General features: G+C 69.7%; 12 protein-coding genes. 7 read left to right on the top strand and 5 right to left on the bottom strand.

Going from position 1 to position 17,453, the window contains the following annotated elements; genetic code table 11:
• Positions 1 to 96: 96 nt before the first annotated feature.
• Genes CXQ96_RS08840 through CXQ96_RS08820 form a run of 5 tightly spaced genes read left to right on the top strand, consistent with a single transcriptional unit; the run spans position 97 to position 8,836 of the window.
• Positions 97 to 5,046, top strand: coding sequence for a DEAD/DEAH box helicase (locus tag CXQ96_RS08840; protein WP_104117668.1), 4,950 nt, complete (start codon positions 97 to 99; stop codon positions 5,044 to 5,046).
• Positions 5,039 to 5,857: a DNA-formamidopyrimidine glycosylase family protein gene (locus CXQ96_RS08835; RefSeq protein WP_104117667.1), complete on the top strand. Its 819-nt coding sequence runs from the start codon at positions 5,039 to 5,041 to the stop codon at positions 5,855 to 5,857. The genes CXQ96_RS08840 and CXQ96_RS08835 overlap by 8 nt, the downstream gene beginning before the upstream one ends.
• Positions 5,858 to 5,896: 39 nt before the next feature.
• Positions 5,897 to 6,805 (top strand): RluA family pseudouridine synthase, encoded by a 909-nt coding sequence (locus CXQ96_RS08830; RefSeq protein ID WP_104117763.1) that lies wholly within the window; start codon positions 5,897 to 5,899, stop codon positions 6,803 to 6,805.
• 59 nt (positions 6,806 to 6,864) lie between these two features.
• Positions 6,865 to 7,500 carry a DedA family protein gene (locus tag CXQ96_RS08825; protein WP_104117666.1) on the top strand — a complete coding sequence of 212 codons (636 nt, stop codon included), beginning with the start codon at positions 6,865 to 6,867 and terminating at the stop codon, positions 7,498 to 7,500.
• Complete coding sequence (locus CXQ96_RS08820) at positions 7,463 to 8,836, top strand: tryptophan-rich sensory protein (RefSeq protein WP_104117665.1); 1,374 nt, start codon at positions 7,463 to 7,465, stop codon at positions 8,834 to 8,836. The genes CXQ96_RS08825 and CXQ96_RS08820 overlap by 38 nt, the downstream gene beginning before the upstream one ends.
• A 26-nt stretch (positions 8,837 to 8,862) precedes the next feature.
• Here the strand turns inward: CXQ96_RS08820 and CXQ96_RS08815 are convergent, their stop codons facing one another.
• From CXQ96_RS08815 to CXQ96_RS08800, 4 genes are all read right to left on the bottom strand, one after another.
• Entirely contained in the window at positions 8,863 to 9,795 is a 933-nt protein-coding gene (locus CXQ96_RS08815) for an NADP-dependent oxidoreductase (protein ID WP_104117762.1), read from the bottom strand.
• 102 nt (positions 9,796 to 9,897) lie between these two features.
• Positions 9,898 to 12,735, bottom strand: coding sequence for a phosphoenolpyruvate carboxylase (ppc, locus tag CXQ96_RS08810; RefSeq protein ID WP_258058996.1), 2,838 nt, complete (start codon positions 12,733 to 12,735; stop codon positions 9,898 to 9,900).
• A gap of 136 nt (positions 12,736 to 12,871) precedes the next feature.
• Positions 12,872 to 14,035, bottom strand: coding sequence for an acyl-CoA dehydrogenase family protein (locus CXQ96_RS08805; protein ID WP_104117664.1), 1,164 nt, complete (start codon positions 14,033 to 14,035; stop codon positions 12,872 to 12,874).
• A 32-nt stretch (positions 14,036 to 14,067) separates the two neighbouring features.
• Positions 14,068 to 14,853, bottom strand: coding sequence for an SDR family NAD(P)-dependent oxidoreductase (locus CXQ96_RS08800; protein ID WP_104117663.1), 786 nt, complete (start codon positions 14,851 to 14,853; stop codon positions 14,068 to 14,070).
• A gap of 145 nt (positions 14,854 to 14,998) precedes the next feature.
• Here CXQ96_RS08800 and CXQ96_RS08795 point away from each other — a divergent pair, with 145 nt between their 5' ends.
• On the top strand, positions 14,999 to 16,006 hold the full coding sequence (locus CXQ96_RS08795; protein ID WP_104117662.1) for a glycoside hydrolase family 76 protein: 1,008 nt from the start codon (positions 14,999 to 15,001) through the stop codon (positions 16,004 to 16,006).
• Here the strand turns inward: CXQ96_RS08795 and CXQ96_RS08790 are convergent.
• Positions 16,003 to 16,596 carry a YdeI family protein gene (locus tag CXQ96_RS08790; protein ID WP_104117661.1) on the bottom strand — a complete coding sequence of 198 codons (594 nt, stop codon included), beginning with the start codon at positions 16,594 to 16,596 and terminating at the stop codon, positions 16,003 to 16,005. The genes CXQ96_RS08795 and CXQ96_RS08790 overlap by 4 nt on opposite strands.
• 107 nt (positions 16,597 to 16,703) lie before the next feature.
• Between CXQ96_RS08790 and CXQ96_RS08785 the strand changes: the two genes are divergently transcribed.
• Positions 16,704 to 17,417: a VOC family protein gene (locus CXQ96_RS08785; protein ID WP_104117660.1), complete on the top strand. Its 714-nt coding sequence runs from the start codon at positions 16,704 to 16,706 to the stop codon at positions 17,415 to 17,417.
• Positions 17,418 to 17,453: the final 36 nt, after the last annotated feature.

Here is a 17,453-nt window from a genome sequence, read left to right as displayed (position 1 = left end):
CTACGCAACCTACTCCCCGATCGCCCTCCACCCATGGCAACAGCACGGTGCGGCGGCACTCCATCGAGTGTCGGTGGGCTGGGGCATGATGAAGGGATGACGCAGGTGCTGACGAGGTTCACACCCGCAACCCATGAGTGGTTCGCGGGTGCTTTCTCCGAGCCCACTCCTGCCCAGGAGGGCGCGTGGTCGGCGATCTCCGCGGGCTCGAACGCGCTCGTCGTCGCGCCCACCGGGTCCGGCAAGACGCTCGCTGCTTTCCTGTGGGCCCTGGACCGGCTGATCGCGTCGGGCGAGGGCAGCGGTGATGCGGACGAGGTCGGATCCCCGGCAGGGTCGAACGGGCGCAAGCCCGCTGCGAGAAAGGCGAGACGCAGCACCCGCGTGCTGTACATCTCGCCGCTCAAGGCACTCGGCGTGGATGTCGAGCGGAACCTGCGCGCGCCCCTGATCGGCATCACCCAGACCGCGAAGCGCCTCGGTCTGCCCGCTCCGAGCATCACCGTGGGTGTCCGCTCGGGTGACACGCCCCAGGCCGAGCGGCGCGCCATGCTCACCCGGCCGCCCGACATCCTGATCACCACGCCCGAGTCGCTGTTCCTCATGCTCACCTCGAAGGCGCGGGAGACGCTGATGGAGGTGGACACCGTCATCATCGACGAGGTCCACGCCGTCGCCGGAACCAAGCGGGGTGCGCACCTCGCAGTCTCGTTGGCGCGCCTCGATGCCCTGCTCGACAAGCCCGTGCAGCGGATCGGACTCTCCGCCACGGTCGAACCCAAGGAAACCGTGGCACGCTTCCTCTCGGGCAACGCGCCGGTCGAGATCGTCGCCCCTCCGTCGAAGAAGCAGTGGGACCTCACGGTCACGGTTCCCGTGGAGGACATGACGGAGCTCGGCGGTGCGGCAGCAAACACGGACGACGACGGCGACGCCGTCCCGCAGGCGAGCATCTGGCCGCACGTCGAGGAGAAGATCGTCGACCTCATCGAGCTCAACCGCTCGACGATCGTGTTCGCGAATTCGCGGCGGCTCGCAGAACGCCTGACCGCCCGCCTCAACGAGATCCACGCCGAGCGGCTCGAACGCGACGCGGTATGGGCCGCGGGAGGCGCTCCCGCCGTCGAACCCGCGCCTGCATCCCCTGCGCCGTCGTTCGCCCACACGACAGCGACGCCTGCCCAGATGATGGCGCAGGCCGGCCAGAGCAGCGGTGCGGAGCCGCTCCTCGCGCGTGCCCACCACGGTTCCGTGTCCAAGGACCAGCGAGCCCTCATCGAGGACGACCTCAAGTCCGGGAGGCTGCGATGCGTCGTCGCCACGAGTTCCCTGGAGCTCGGCATCGACATGGGTGCGGTGGATCTCGTGGTCCAGGTCGAGTCCCCGCACTCCGTCGCCAGCGGCCTGCAGCGCGTGGGCCGTGCCGGACACCAGGTGGGCGAGGTGTCGCAGGGCGTCCTCTTCCCGAAGCACCGGGGGGACCTCGTCAACACCACCGTCACGGTGGAGCGCATGCTGGCAGGGCAGATCGAGCCCCTCTACATCCCCACGAATCCGCTCGACATCCTCGCGCAGCAGACCGTCGCGGCCGCAGCGCTCGGCACCATCGACGTCGAGGAATGGTTCGACGTCGTCCGCACCTCTGCCCCGTTCGCCACCCTGCCGCGGTCCGCGTTCGACGCGACCCTCGACCTCCTCGCGGGCCGCTACCCGTCGGACGAGTTCGCCGAACTGCGGCCGCGCATCATCTGGGACCGGGTCGAGGGGACCATCACCGGCCGGCCGGGCGCGCAACGACTGGCAGTGACCTCCGGCGGCACCATCCCGGACCGCGGGCTCTTCGGGGTCTTTCTCGTCGGGTCCGAGGGCGAGGGGCCGCGGGCAGGCGGACGCCGCGTGGGTGAACTCGACGAGGAGATGGTGTACGAGTCGCGCGTCGGAGATGTCTTCGCCCTCGGTGCAACGAGCTGGCGCATCGAGGAGATCACGCACGACCGCGTGCTGGTCTCCCCCGCTTTCGGACAGCCCGGCAAGCTGCCGTTCTGGAAGGGCGACTCGCTCGGAAGGCCCGTCGAACTCGGCAGGGCCCTCGGCGCATTCGTGCGGGAGATGTCGGGGGCCACGCCCGACAAGGCACAGGAGCGCTGCAGGAGGATCGGGCTCGACGCCTTCGCCTCTAACAACCTCATCACCTACCTGACCGAGCAGCGCGAGGCCACCGAGGTGGTCCCCAACGACCGGACGCTCGTCGTCGAGCGCTTCCACGACGAACTCGGTGACTGGCGCGTCGTCCTGCACAGTCCTTTCGGCATGCCCATCCATGCGCCCTGGGCCCTCGCCGTCGGCGCGCGGCTCGAGCAGCGGTACGGTATGGACGGATCGGCGATGGCCTCCGACGACGGCATCGTGCTGCGGGTTCCGCTCATGGACGACGAACCACCCGGGGCGGATCTCTTCCTGTTCGACGCCGAGGAGCTCGACGGCATCGTGACGGCTGAGGTCGGCGGATCGGCGCTTTTCGCCTCGCGCTTCCGGGAATGCGCTGCGCGAGCCCTGCTGCTGCCGCGGCAGAACCCGAGCAAGCGCACGCCACTGTGGCAGCAGCGGCAGCGCTCGGCGCAACTGCTCGACGTCGCCAAGAAGTATCCGACCTTCCCGATCGTCCTCGAGACGGTGCGCGAGTGCCTCCAGGACGTCTACGACCTCCCCGCCCTGAAGGACCTCGCCGCGTCCCTCGAGCGCAGGGAACTACGCATCGTCGAGGTCACGACGCAACAGCCCTCCCCCTTCGCACGGTCCATGCTGTTCGGCTACGTCGCGTCCTTCCTCTACGAGGGTGACTCCCCGCTGGCCGAGCGCCGGGCTGCTGCCCTGTCCCTGGACCCGACACTGCTCAACGAGCTGCTCGGTCGGGCGGAACTGCGGGAACTGCTGGACGCCCGGGTCATCGCGGACACCGAACTGGAGCTGCAGCGCCTGAAGCCGGATCGCCTTGCCCGTGGGCTCGAGGGGGTCGCCGACCTGCTGAGGCTCCTCGGTCCCCTGACCGTCGAGGAGCTCACCCAGCGGCTCGAGGCTCCGGTGGAGGCGACACCGGCGGCAGAAGAGCGGACAGTGTCGGACGTCGAACTCTTCGCTGCCCCATCCCCTCCGGATGTGGGTGCCGCAGCTCCTGCCGTCTCCCCGGCCGCGAGGGCGTCTGTGGATGTCGTCCGGCAGCACGTGGCGGCGCTCGTCAAGGCGAACCGCGCGCTGGTCGTGAACATCGCCGGCGTCGAGCGTGTGTCCGCCGTCGAGGATGCCGCCCGGCTCCGGGATGCCCTCGGCGTGCCCCTGCCCATGGGCATCCCGCTGGCCTTCATCGAGCCGGTTGCCGATCCGCTCGGCGACCTCATCGGGCGCTACGCCCGCACGCACGGTCCCTTCACCGCCGCGGAGGCGGCATCGCACCTCGGGCTCGGCGTCGCCGTCGTCGCCGGATCCCTGCAGCGTCTCGCCGGGGCCGGCCGTGTCGTGGAGGGTGAGTTCCGGCCCGCCGAGTCGGTACCCGTCCTCGACATCTCCGCGGACTCCGGCGCTGCTCCTGGCACCATCACGGTGCATGCGCCGGCGTCCAGTGAGTGGTGCGACGTCGAGGTGCTCCGCCGACTGCGCCGTCGCTCGCTCGCCGCCCTCCGCCAGGAGGTCGAACCCGTCGACCCGGCGGCCTACGGCCGCTTCCTCCCCGCATGGCAGCACATCGGCTCGGGGCTACGCGGGCTCGACGGCGTCATCACCGTGATCGACCAGCTCTCCGGGGTCCCGATCCCGGCGTCGGCATGGGAGCCGCTGATCCTCGCCCAGCGCGTCGCCAACTACACCCCCGCCATGCTGGACGAGCTCACCGCGACGGGTGAGGTCCTGTGGTCCGGCGCCGGCTCGCTCGCAGGCAACGACGGCTGGATCGCCCTCCACCTCGCCGAGAACGCACCACTGACACTGCGACCCGACCCGGCGTTCGAGCCGTCGGCACTGCATACCGCGTTGCTCGAGCTGCTCGCCGGCGGCGGCGGGTACTTCCTCCGGCAGCTCACCAACCTGCTGGACGTACAGGAAGTAGCGTCGGACACCGCCGTCGTGTCCGCGCTGTGGGATCTCGTCTGGGCGGGCAGGATCAGCAACGACACCTTCACGCCCGTGCGCTCGCTCCTCGCCAACGGCAAGACCGCACACAAGCAGCGGCCGGTACCGGCGAGGGCCAGGACGTTGCGCGCAGGTCGGCTGGGTCGGGCTCCGGGCAAGTCCCTGACCGGCGCATCGATGCGGCTGAGCGTGGCAGCGGACGACGGCGGCGGGTACCAGCGCGCCACCCCGCCGCTGGCCGCCGGTCGCTGGAACATGCTGCCGCAGGTGGAGGCGGAGACCACCCTGCACGCCCACGCCACGGCGGAGCTCCTGCTCGACCGCTACGGCGTCGTGACCCGAGGCGCGGTCGGCAACGAGGGCATTCCCGGCGGTTTCGGCCTGATGTACAAGGTGCTCGCCCGGCTCGAGGAGATGGGCCGGTGCAGACGCGGCTACTTCATCGAGCACCTCGGCGCCGCCCAGTTCGCCGTGCCCGCGACGGTGGACCGCCTGCGCTCCTTCAGCGCGGACAACCAGCTGCCCACCGCGCAGGACGTGCTTGGGAGCGAGGCTCCACCCCTGCAGGCCGTCGCACTGGCCGCGACCGATCCGGCGAACCCCTACGGCGCCGCGCTCAGCTGGCCGCAGGCGGAGGGCGGGCACCGTGCAGGGCGGAAGGCCGGCGCCCTCGTCGTACTGGTGGACGGGGCCCTCGCCCTGTACGTGGAGCGGGGCGGCAAGACGCTGCTGGCGTTCACCGAAGACCCAGGGGTGCTGCGTGCAGCCTCCCTCGCCCTGGTGTCGATCATCCGCCGGGGCGCGACGGACAAGATGGCGCTCGAGAAGGTCAACGGCGGGGAGATCCTCGACACGGACATCGGCCGGGCCCTCGCCGACGCCGGCTTCTACACGACACCGAGGGGACTGAGGATCCGTGCCTGAGGGCGATAGGGTCTGGCGGGCAGCCCGGGAGCTGCACCGGGCCCTCGCGGGGAAGGTGCTGACGCGGTGCGACATCCGCGTCCCTCGCTTCGCGACGGTCGACTTCACCGGCGACACCGTGCAGGAGACGGTGTCCCGCGGCAAGCACCTGCTCATCCGCGGCGGCGGGGAGGACGGCTGGGACATCCACTCGCACCTCAAGATGGAGGGTCTCTGGCACGTCTATGCGCACGGGGAGAAGTGGCGCAGGCCGGCTTTCAAGGCGCGGTGCATCCTCGAGACGGAGGACGCCGTCGTCGTGGGGTTCGAACTGGGCTTCCTCCGGGTGATCCCGCGCGCCGAGGAGGACGAGGCGGTCGGGTATCTCGGGCCGGACCTCCTCGGTCCCGACTGGGATGCGGACGAGGCGCTGCGCAGGCTGCTCGATCAGCCGGACCGACCCATCGGGCTCGCCCTGCTCGATCAGCGGAACCTCGCCGGAATCGGCAACGTGTACCGGTGCGAGCTGTGTTTCCTCGCGGGGGTCCATCCGCTCACCCCGGTCGGCGACGTCGTGAACCTGCCCCGCATCGTCGAACTGTCGAAGAAGTTGCTCGAAGCGAACAAGGCGCGAGGTACCCGGGCCACCACGGGGCAGCTCCGCGGAAACAACCTCTGGGTGTACGGGCGCTACCGGCGGGGCTGCCTGCGCTGCGGCACTCCCGTCGCCCTCGAGCAACTCGGCGACAAGGAGACCGAGCTGCGCGAGCTCTACTACTGCCCGCACTGCCAGCCGCGATTGCAGGCGCCGGCAGGAGCGGCGCTACCCTGACGTGATGGACGGAAACGCACGGGCGGTGCACTGATGGCGATGAAGTCACCTCTTCCCGTCCGGAACGGGGTGAATGCCACGCGGCTCCGGCTGCCCGCCGAAGGCCCCTGGAACACGGCGCTCGAGTACATCCTCGACCGGTTCGACCACGTGGACCCCGAAGGGATCGGCGAGCGCTTCGACCGCGGCGAGGTGGTGGCACTCGGCGGTGAGGTGCTGTCGCGGTCCACACCGCTGGGCGAGCACACCTTCGTCTGGTACTACCGCGAGCTGCCGGTGGAGAAGCGCCTGCCGGTCGAACTGGACATCCTCCATCAGGACGACCACCTGCTGGTCGTCGATAAGCCGCACTTCCTCCCCACAACCCCGGGCGGTATGTACGTCGCAGAGTCCGCGCTAGTGCGTCTCAGGGTGGAACTCGACCTTCCTGACCTCATCCCCATGCATCGGCTGGACCGAATGACAGCCGGCATCCTGATGTTCTCGGTGGATCCGGAGACCCGCGGCGCGTACCAGCTCCTCTTCGAGAACCGACGGATCAGCAAGGAATACCTTGCGGTGGCACCCGTGCGGCCCGATCTCGAACTCGACGCAGCACCCCTGGACGTGCGCAGCAGGATCGTGAAGTCGCGAACCTACCTCCTCGCACAGGAGGTGGAGGGCCCGGCAAACACCCACACCACCGTCGGCCTGCTGGACCAGCGTGACGACCGAGGGCTCTACCGCCTGCAGCCGCACACGGGCAAGACACACCAGCTCCGGCTGCACATGGCGTCACTCGGGCTCGGCATCATCAACGATCCGTTCTACCCGATCCTGCATCCGCAGGCGCCGGACGACTACGCGAGGCCACTGCAACTCCTCGCGCACAGCATCTCGTTCACGGATCCGCTGGACGGCTCGGACCGGTGTTTCACCTCGGGCCTCATGCTGAAAGAGTTCGCCTGAACTCGATCCGGGGTACCCGGAGCCGTACCCGGCCCGGGCATGGACGGTAGATTTGCAGCGTGGACCTGCTCGGCACGGACATCCCGGCACCGCTTTACCTCCTCGCCATGCTCGCCGTCATCATCATCGACGTCGTGCTGCCCGTGGTGCCCTCGGAACTCTTCGTGATCGGCTCCGGCACGATGGCCGCCCACGGTGTGCTCCTGCTTCCTCTTGCGGTCCTCACCGCCTTCGCCGGTAGCTGGATCGGTGACGTCGCCCTGTTCCTGCTGTTCCGGCGCCGTCTCACGCACTTCCTCGACCGCTTCCGGTGGGGCCGCTCCATCCACCGCGGGCTGCGCAGTGCCATCGAGAAGGCCGGCTCGTCGCCCACCTACGCGGCCGTCGTCGCCGTCCGTTTCCTTCCCGGCGGACGGACCGCGAGCGTTGCCGCCGCAGGGATAGCGGAACTGCCCCTTCGCCCGTTCATGCTCGCAGCAGCGGCAGGCGGAGTCCTGTGGACCGCGTGGCTGGTAGGACTCGGCTTCGTCGCCGGTGCTTCCACCGGCCTCCCGGCGGGGGTCAGTGCCCTCCTCGGAATGGTGGTCGGTACTCTGGTGGGAGCCATTACGGCGGCAATCCTCGCCCTGAAGAAACACCGGAAGGCCAAGAAAGCGCATGAGCACCCCGAAGAACCCGGGACCGAGGCTTCCTGACAAGCCGGTCAGGCCACCGTCGATCACAGTGCCGGCTTCAGCGGCAGAGGTTCCAGCCGGCACCGCGAGCGCCCTCGAACGACTGAAGGCCGCACAGCCCCGGGCCGCAGAGACCGCAGAGACGGCGGACGATCACGAGCAGCGTCCGCCACAGACCGCAGCGGTAGCGCGGACGGCGACGGGCGCCGATGGTGGCGGGACCGGCAGCGGAACCAATGGCGGGACCAGAGCCGGAACCAACGCCGGAATCAGCGACGGCACCAGCGCTGGCACCAGCGCCGGAGCCAACGGCGGAGCCACCGGCGGAACCAGTACCGAAGCCAGCGCCAGAACCAGCGCCGGAGCCAGCGACGCTGCCGAGCGCCTCCGCCGTGCAGCCGCCAGAGCGAGGACCGCGGCGGGCACGACCAGCAGTGCCCTCAGCAGCGGCAGCCGCGCCACGGTTCACCATGTCGGAACGCACGTCGGGTCATGGAACCCCGACGTCGTGCGGCAGACCGTCGTCACGGTGTCTGCTGTGGCGTGCATCGTCGGGTCGGCGGCGGGTGTGGGTGCATTCGGTGGGCCATCCATCCGCGATGCCGCCGGCGGCATCTTCGCTCCGGACGCGACCCTGCTCGCACCGTCGTCGTCCGCGTTCGCGATCTGGGGCGTCATCTATGCCGGCCTCGTGGCGTTCACGGTGTTCCAGTGGCTCCCGTCCCAGCGCGAGAGCGAACGCCAGCGGCGCCTGGGCTGGACGGTCGCTGCCTCGATGCTCCTGAACCTCGCCTGGATCCTGACCGCCCAGGCCGACCGCCTGACCATGAGCCTGGTGGTCATCCTGCTCCTTTGCCTCGTCCTTCTGGCGGCCGTCCGCACCCTCAACGACCATCCCAACGAGACCCGGCTCGAGGGCGTGCTCGTCGACACCCCGATCGGCCTCTATCTCGGCTGGGTGCTCGTGGCTGCGGCAGCCAACGGAGCCGCCCTCCTCGCCGCTGAAGGCGTCGAGCTCTTCGGTTGGAAGGGCAGCACCTGGGCGATCGTCGGCATCGCCGCGATCCTGATCACGGCCGCCATCATCTGCTCGACGGACCGGGGACGCATCGCGGTTGCCGCAGCGACGTCATGGGGCCTGCTGTGGATCGCCGTCGAGCGGGTGCTCGGTCAGCCGTTCGCCGCGAACGTGGCCTTCGTTGCCGGGCTGGCGATCTTCCTGCTGCTCATCACGGCAGGGTCCCGCCGTCACCGGGTGGACCACGCCTACCGGCGATGGCTCCGCGCGCAGGAGGACGCCCGACGGGAGCCCCTGGATCTGCTGGGCGATGACGACTACGAGACGTCGCGCTACTGAGGCCGCAGACCCAGCAGCGCGACGAACTAGGCCTGCTCGCCCACGGTGACGGCGATCTTGCCGCGCACATGCCCGTCGATGCTGCTGCGGAAGGCATCGGCCGCCCGCTCGAGCGGGAAGCTCTCGGCGAGGATGGGCCTCACGTGTCCGGCCTCGACGAGTTCGGTCAGCGCCAGCAGATCGGACGGGTTGGGCCGGACGAAGATGTAGCGACCACCCTTGTCCTTGACCGCCGTGTCCGTGACGGAGGCAATCCGCTCGGGACTCTGCAGGTGGGCGAGGGAATCGATCCAGTCCTGACCACCTACGAAATCGACGACGGCGTCCAGTCCCTCGGGCGCCGCGTGCGCGAGGCGCTCGCCGAGGCCTTCCCCGTAGGTCAGGGGCTCGGCACCCAGCGAGCGGAGGAAGTCGTGGTTCTTTTCGGACGCCGTGGCCAGCACGCGGGCTCCCCACACCTTCGCGATCTGGATGGCGTACGTGCCCACACCACCGGCCCCGTTGTGCACGAGTACGGTGTCGCCCTCGGTCGCGTCGACCGCTCGGAGTGACTGGTAGGCCGTCAATCCGGCGAGCGGCATCGTGGCGGCTTCCGCCCAGGAGACGTTCCTCGGCTTGCGCGCGAGGGCCCGTACCGGCGCGGCTACCCTCTCGGCGAAGGTCCCCAGACCGACCGTGTCCATCCGGACGTAGCCGATGACCTCGTCCCCGACCTCGAATTCCGTGACCGAGGGACCCGGCTGAGCGACGACGCCGGCGACGTCCCACCCGGGGATGACGGGGAAGTGGGTGGGGAGGACCGCGTCGAGATAGCCGGCGGTGATCTTCCAGTCGACCGGGTTGACCGAGGCGGCACGGACGTCCACCAGTACGGAGTCGGGGCCGACCTTCGGATCCGGCTGCTCCCCGTACTGAAGGACGTCGGGCTCGCCGTACTGCTCGTAGAACGCTGCTTTCATGGTGCTCCTCCTCAGGATGAGCCAGCCCCGGATGATCGGATCCGAGGCCGGCGGTTCAGCTTCCAGAGGCGGCAACCCGCACCCGCCGGACGGTATTCCGGATCAACCGGTGTTGCGCATCCCGGCGGCTACTCCATTGATGGTGATCAGCATGGCCCGCTGGAGCTGCCCGTCGGGCTGGCCGCCGTCGTTCCCGGCCCGCACACGGCGCAGCAGCTCGACCTGGAGGTAGGAGATCGGGTCGAGGTACTGGTCGCGCACCGCGAGGGAGCGCTTGAGCACGGGTTGGTTGTCGAGCAGTTCGTGCTCGCCCGTGAGAAGCCGGATCTCGGCCAGGGTCAGCTCGTACTCCTCGCGGATGACGCCGAAGAGGTGCTGGAGCTCGCCCGGCACGAGGGCTTCGACATAGTGGGCCGCGATCTCGAGGTCCGTCTTGGCAAGTGTCATCTCCACGTTCGAGACCACGGTGCGGAAGAAGTGCCAACGGTCGAGCATCTCCCTGAGGAGCCCCTCGTGCCCCGCCTCGCGCGCGGCACGCAGCCCGGACCCGACGCCGAACCAGCCCGGCACGATCTGCCGCGACTGCGTCCAGCCGAAGACCCAGGGGATGGCACGCAGGCCGCCGAGGCCGCTGCCGGAGTCGGGGCGCTTCGACGGGCGCGAGCCGATGTTCAGGGACCCGAGCTGCTCCACGGGGGTCGACGCGAGGAAGTATGCGGGCAGGTCCTCGTGGTCGATCAGCGACCGGTAGCGGAGGAACGCGGCATCGGACACCGTCTCCATGACCTCGGCCCAGCGGCCGCGCTCGTCGTCGGACGTACGGGGCGTCCTGTGCAGCGCGGACCCCTGCATGACGGCGGCCAGGGACAGCTCGAGGTTCTCGCGGGCCAGTGCCGGCAGCGAGTACTTGTCACTGATGACCTCGCCCTGCTCGGTGAACTTGATCTCGCCCTCGAGCACGCCGTTCGGCTGTGCCAGGATCGCGTCGTAGGTCGGGCCGCCACCGCGGCCGACGGAACCACCCCGTCCATGGAACAGGCGGAGGCGGACGCCGTGCTTGGCTGCGACGTCGCGCAGGCGCCGCTGGGTCTTGTGGATCTCCCAGAGGCTCGTGAGGACTCCCGATTCCTTGTTCGAGTCGGAGTAGCCGAGCATGACCTCCTGCAGGTCACCGCGGAGGCGCACCACCTCGCGGTAGGTCGGATCGGACAGCAGGGTGTCGACGATCTCGGCCGAGACCCGGAGCTCGTCGACGGTCTCGAGGAGCGGAGCGAAGCCGATCTTCGCGAACGCACCCGAATCCGGTCCGCCCGATCCGTTCCCCACGACATCGACCAGGCCCGCCTCCCGAGCCAGGACCACGGGCGCGAGGACGTCGTCCGCTCCACGGGTCATGGACACGATGTAGGTCTCGATCACGTCGGGGCCGTAGGTCTCCAGTGCCGCCGAGATCTCCCGGAAGACGTCGAAGGTCCGGCGGGCGCCGTCGTCGAGCGGCGGGTTCGACGTCGCGAGCGGACGCCGGGACGCCAGCTCGCGGGAGAGTGCCTGCAGGCGGCCCGCGCGATCGAGTTCGAGGTAGGGCACCTCCAGCTCGCCGAGGCGGTCCGTGAGCTGCGCGACGACGTCGTGGTGCATATCCGCGTGCTCGCGGATGTCGAGTGTCGCGAGGTGCAGGCCGAAGGACGAGATGACCCGCGACGCCGTCGCGAGGGCGCCGTCCGCGGCGAGGCCCGCCGCATGGTGCCGAAGCGAGTCCCCGACCAGCTGGAGGTCCGCCAGCACCTGCGCCGTGTCGTTGTAGTCGCGTCCGGGTTCGTGCGCCGTCTGGTTCTGGACGCGCGCCGCGGTGTTGAGCAGCTTCGCCTTCACGCAGGTCAGCTTGAGCCGGTACGGTTCCTGTGCGTTCAGCTCGAGCACACGCTTGTCGAGGCGTGGGAGGTTCGCGAGGTCGCGCTGGATCGAAGCGGTAAGCTCGGCGGACGCTTCGACGATCGCGGTCGACGACGACAAGGACGAGATGAGCCGGTCGATGAAGTGGATGGCGATACGCACGGCCTGCTGGTTCTGGATCTGCAGGATCTCCCGCGTCACGGCCGCGGTGACGTTCGGGTTGCCGTCGCGGTCACCGCCGATCCAGGAGCCGAATCGGAGCGGTGCCCCGGTTGCCGGGAGGGAGACGCCGTGCTCGGCCAGCAGGTCCGAGAGGTCCTCGAGCAGCTCGGGCATGGAGGTCGTGAGGATGTCGCCCAGGTAGTAGATCGCGTTGCGGGCTTCGTCGATCGGGGTGGGCCGCACCTGGCGCAGCTCGTCCGTCTGCCAGATCAGGTCGATCACCTCCGCCAGCCGTCGGTCCTGCCTGCGCCGCTGCTGCGACCCCTCCGCCGTCGACTCGGCAAGGACATCGGAGAGACGGCGGAGCTTGTCGAGCACCGACCGGCGTGAGGCTTCGGTGGGATGCGCCGTGAACACCGGACGCACATCGAGTTCCTGCACGACGTCGGCGAGCGCCTCGGGCCCGGCGTCGGCTGCGATGCGGGTGACCGTCTGTGCGAGCCAGCCGTCCTCCTCGGAGCGGGTGCGCAGGCCGCGCACGCGGTGCACCTGCTCGGCGGCGTTCGCGAGGTGGAAGTAGGCGGCGAAGGCGCGCACGAGCTCGGTCGCCTGGTCGATAGGGAGCGCTGCGAGGAGCTCACGGACCTGCTCCGCGAGCGCAGCGCGCTCGCCCGCATCGGTGACGCTCCCGGACTCCTTGGACTGCTTGGTCAGCAGGCGGACGCGCTCCACAAGGTCGAGCAGGTCCTGGCCGTGCTGACGCACGAGCGATTCGCCGAGCAGGGTGCTGACGCGGCGGACGTCGGCGCGGAGGTCGGAACTGATGTCGCCGGCGGTCTCGCTGAACCGGTCGGCGGCGTGCGCGGGGGACACTTCGAGGGGCACTGTCACAACAGCCTGCTTTCAGGGCACGGAAAACGGGGCGTATGCGGCACTGGATACGTCGGATTGCTGTTGGGATACTACCCAGTTCTGTGGCGTGCGCCTCACCGGGTCCGTCATATGAACGGATACAGGCCGATCAGGTGAACGCGGAGACCCCGGTCAGCGCCCGGCCGACGATGAGGCTGTTGATCTCGTAGGAACCCTCGTAGGTGTAGACCGCTTCGGCATCCGCGAAGATCTTCGCCATCGCGTGGTCCGTCACGATCCCGTTTCCCCCGAGGATGCCCCTTCCCAGGGCGACCGTCTCCCGCATGCGTGCAGTGGTGAAGGACTTGGCGAACGCCGCCCGGGGCATGTCCGACGCGCCCTCCGCCTGCAATTGGGCGACGCGTGCCATCACCCCGAGGCTCGCGGTGGCATTGCCCATCATGGTCACGAGCTGGTCCTGCACGAGCTGGAAGCCGGCGAGGGGCCTGCCGAACTGGTGGCGCTCGACGGCGTACTGCCGGGCGACGTCGAACGCGGCCAGTTGCTGGCCCACCGCCTGCCAGCCGATGAGGATGCGTGAGCCGAGCAGGAGTTGCCGGGTGTCGTCGAAGGACTCGATCCCGGCGAAGCGATCCGACTCGGAGATGCGTACGTCCGTGAGCGTGACGTCGGCATTCTGCACCGTCCGGAGCGCGATCTTGTTGCCGATCGCCGTCCGCGTGACGCCGGGCAGGGTGGCATCGAGGATGAAGCCCCGCACACCGCCGGTCTCGGTGTCGCGGGCCCAGAGGAGCATTCGGTCGCAGAAGGTCCCGTTGCCGATCCACCGCTTCGCACCGTTGAGGATCCACGCATCGCCATCGCGGGTCGCCGTCGTCGCCATGCCGCCGGCGACGTCGGACCCGTGCTGGGGCTCGGTGAGCGCGAAGGCCCCGGTGATTTTCAGCTCCATGGCGTCCTGCAGGAGGCGTTCCTTCTGGTCCTCGCTGCCGAACGTGTGGAGGGCCTCGACGAACAGGTCGTGGTGGACCATGAAGAACGTGGCGATGGAAGTGTCAGCCCGTGTCAGTTCGGCGATCACGAGTCCGCTGAACAGGTGGCTGTAGCCCTGCTGCACGGGGGTGCTGAGGTTCAGCGCGGCGAGCTTCGGCAGGATCGCGTGGGGGAACTCGGCCCGGTTCCACCAGTTCACGGCGTGCGGCGCGACCTCCTTGGCGAGGAAGTCCCGGACGTCCTGCAACTTATCCCGCTCATGGCTCGCCAGGAGGGACTCGAAACCGAGGAAGTCGGCGGTGGGCAATTGGCTCTCCATCGAGCCGTCCTTTCGATTCGACCGGCCTGGAGCTACCTGGGCGCCATGCGGATGGCGCCGTCGAGGCGTATCGTCTCGCCGTTGAGCATCTGGTTCTCGATGATGTGGGCAACCAGGGCTGCGTATTCGACGGGTTTGCCGAGCCGGGACGGGTGCGGGACCTGGGCGCCGAGGGAATCCTGAGCCTCCTGCGGAAGTCCCGCCATCATGGGTGTCTCGAAGATGCCGGGGGCGATCGTGACCACGCGGATCAGCGACCGGGCCAGTTCGCGGGCGATCGGCAGCGTCATGGCTGCCACACCTCCCTTGGAGGCGGAGTAGGCCGGCTGGCCGATCTGTCCGTCGAACGCCGCGACCGACGCCGTCGTGATGATGACTCCGCGCTCCTCGGACCCCCCGAGTCCGAGGACTGTGTCCGTCGCTGCCATGGCCTCGGCCGCGAGCCTGATGACATTGAAGGTCCCCACCAGGTTGACGTTGATGACGCGGGCGAACTGCTCGAGGGGCAGGACGCCCTCGCGCCCGAGGACCTTGCCCGGAGTGGCGATGCCCGCGCAGTTGACGACGATCCGCAGCGGACCGAGTTCCGAGGCCGCCGCAACCGCTGCCTCGACCTGCTCGGCGCTGGCGACGTCGGCAGCGACGAAGCGGACGCGCGCGCCCTCGGGGTCGAGCCGTGCTGCCGCGTCAGCTCCGGCGGACTGCGGGAGATCGAGGAGAACCACCGAAGCGCCGTCGTCGAACAACCGCCGCGCCGAGGCGAAACCGAGTCCGGAGGCACCTCCCGTGACGAGGGCTACCGCTCCCCTGATGTCCATGACCGGCCCTTCGTCCCTTGGAGGACCACCGTTGGTCCGTCCACGCGCCCAGCGTACTGTGACATGGCTCACTGCGCACCCGTAGTGCGATCGACTGCGCATCCTGCCCAACCCGCCCGACCCGGAGCGTGACTAGGGTGGTCATATGCCCATGCCCGACGACGCCGCCCCGGAAGCCGCCCGGAGTGTCCGGCGACTGTTCGCCCGACGCAGTCTGAGGATCCCGGGGACGAGGCTCGGAGCGATCTCCTTTCCCGCGCCGCAGGACTCGCGCAGCCACTGGCACTACTGGTGGCAGGCCCACTACCTCGACTGCCTGATCGACGAACACCTCCGTGACCCGCGGGGCGACGCGATGGCAGAGGCCCGGAAGCTGGCCCGGGGCATCTGGCTGCGCAATGGCGGTCGCTGGCGGAACGCCTACTACGACGACATGGCATGGCTCGCCCTGGCGCTCCAGCGGTTGGACCAGGTGGAGGAACGACGCCGGCCGCGGCACCGGGAGCGGCTGCTCGGGGACACCCTCCGCTCGGCGCACACGCAGGAGCTCGGTGGTGGCGTCTTCTGGAATACCAGTCGCGACTACAAGAACACCGCGAGCACGGCCCCAGCGGCGATCTTCTTCGCACGGGCCGGCGAGACGGCGCGGGCGCAGGAGCTGCTCGACTGGCTCCGCGACCGCCTCCACGACACCGGCACCGGGCTCTACCTCGACGGCGTGCGAGCGGACGGCAGTGTGGAGGGAACGGTGGAGCGCGCCATCTACACCTACAACCAGGGCACGGTGCTCGGCGCCCTGGTGGCCGTCGGCGGACCGAGGAACCTGCAGCACGCCGCGGACCTGGTGGAAGCCATATCCCGAACAGTGGCTGACGGGGACGGCGTGCTGCCGATGGGGTCCTCCGGTGACGGCGGCCTCTTCACCGGCATCCTCGCGCGATACCTCGCGGTAGCCGCCGTCGCCCCCGGTCTTCGCGCCGACGTGGCAGCCACCGCGCGCTCGCTGCTGGAACGGACGGCCGATCGGATCTGGAGTCAGCGCCTGCAGGTCGACCGCGCGACGCTCTTCCCGCCCCGGCAGGACGGTCCCGTCAGCCTCTCGTCCCAGCTTCAGGCCTGGATGATCCTCGAGGCCGAACGGGCGTGCCGCTAGTCGGCCTTCCTGCCCTGCGGGTAGAAGGTCTCTCCCCTGGCGAGCATCTGGACGAACTTCTCGATGTTCCGCTGCCTGGCCGCGTCCGTCCTGAGCTGGGTCAGGCGGAAGATGAGGGCGTAGCGATTCTGGGACGAGAGGGTGCCGAACGTGGCGAGTGCGGCTTCGTTCGCCTCGATCGCCGCCATCAGCTCGGGTGGCACTTCCGCTGTGGCAGGTCCCGCATAGGCGCGCTCCCACCGGCCGTCGGCCTGTGCTGCCGCGACTGCCCGCTCACCGGCGTCGCGCATGCGCCCCTCGGCGCGCAGCCTGTCGATGTACGTCCTGTTGCGCACGGACCAGATGCTGCGCGGGCCTCGCGGCGTGAACCGCTGGAAGTAGCTCTCGCCGTCACGCGTCCTGGCCTGGCCGTCGATCCAGCCGAAACACAGCGCCTCGTCCAGCGCCTGCGCGTAGGTGAGCAGTGTCGTCGTCCCGCCCTTCTTGTGCTGGATGAGCCAGACCCCGGGCGAGGACGCGTGGTTCTCCTCGAGCCACCCGCGCCAGGCGAGCGCGTCCGGCAGCAGGAGTTCGGGGAGTTCGGGTTTCATGCCACCACCCTAGGGCCGCACGGGCTCGGCGGGAACTAGATTGGAGGGGCCCCCGGTCTGTCCGCGTCCATGGAACAGGCCTCCCGCGACGACTCGAAGGAGGACCGATGCTCCGCGTCCGCCCACTCGTCCACACGCCCGACCCCGTCGCGGCGGCCGGGTTCCTGCAGGCGCTGGGACTACGCCGAGCGGAGGACCCCGCCGCGAACGGCGCGTACGCCGTCTTCGACGCCGGGAGCGGCAGGGTTGCCGTGCACGGTTGCGAGCCCGGCGCCCCCGAGGAGGGCGCCACCGCTCTCGCCTTCGACGTGTCCGATGTCCGCGAGTTCGCCCGGCGCACCACGGAGGCCGGTACCGCGGTCGAGCTCTCCGAGGAGGAGTACGGCCTTGCCGCCCGGATCACGGCGCCGGACGGCACCTCGTTCCTCGCCGGCATCGGTCCCCGCGCGACGGGCGCTCCATCGTCGCCTCTCGCCGTTCTCGCCCTTTGGTCCACGCCGGACGTAGGACCGGTGGGTTGCGTGCTGGCGGACATGGGTGCCAGGCCGAGGACCGGCGCGACCGCGGGTGCCCGGCATGACTTCAGCGCGAAGAACGGCGGCCTCGTGGGGGTGCGCGCGGCGGAGCGGCCCGCGGTGGTCCTGGCCTTCGAGTACGACGGCGACGTGCGGGAACTGGTCGGCGGCCTGGCCGCCGCCGGTGTCGAAGCCGCAGTCCGCGATGGGGGTTCCAGCCGGTCCCTCCGCGTGCACTCGCCCTGGGGTGCAGAGATCTGCGTCACCGAGCGGCAGCACGATGCCGAGGGGTACAGGGAGCAGTGACCGGGCAGTGACCGGGCAGTGACCGGGCAGTGACCG

The sequence above is a fragment of the Arthrobacter sp. B1805 genome, from assembly GCF_002929745.1.
GTDB lineage: Bacteria > Actinomycetota > Actinomycetes > Actinomycetales > Micrococcaceae > Arthrobacter_D.
Note: the sequence above shows the minus strand (reverse complement) of the source record. Positions and strands in the feature narration are given on the sequence as shown.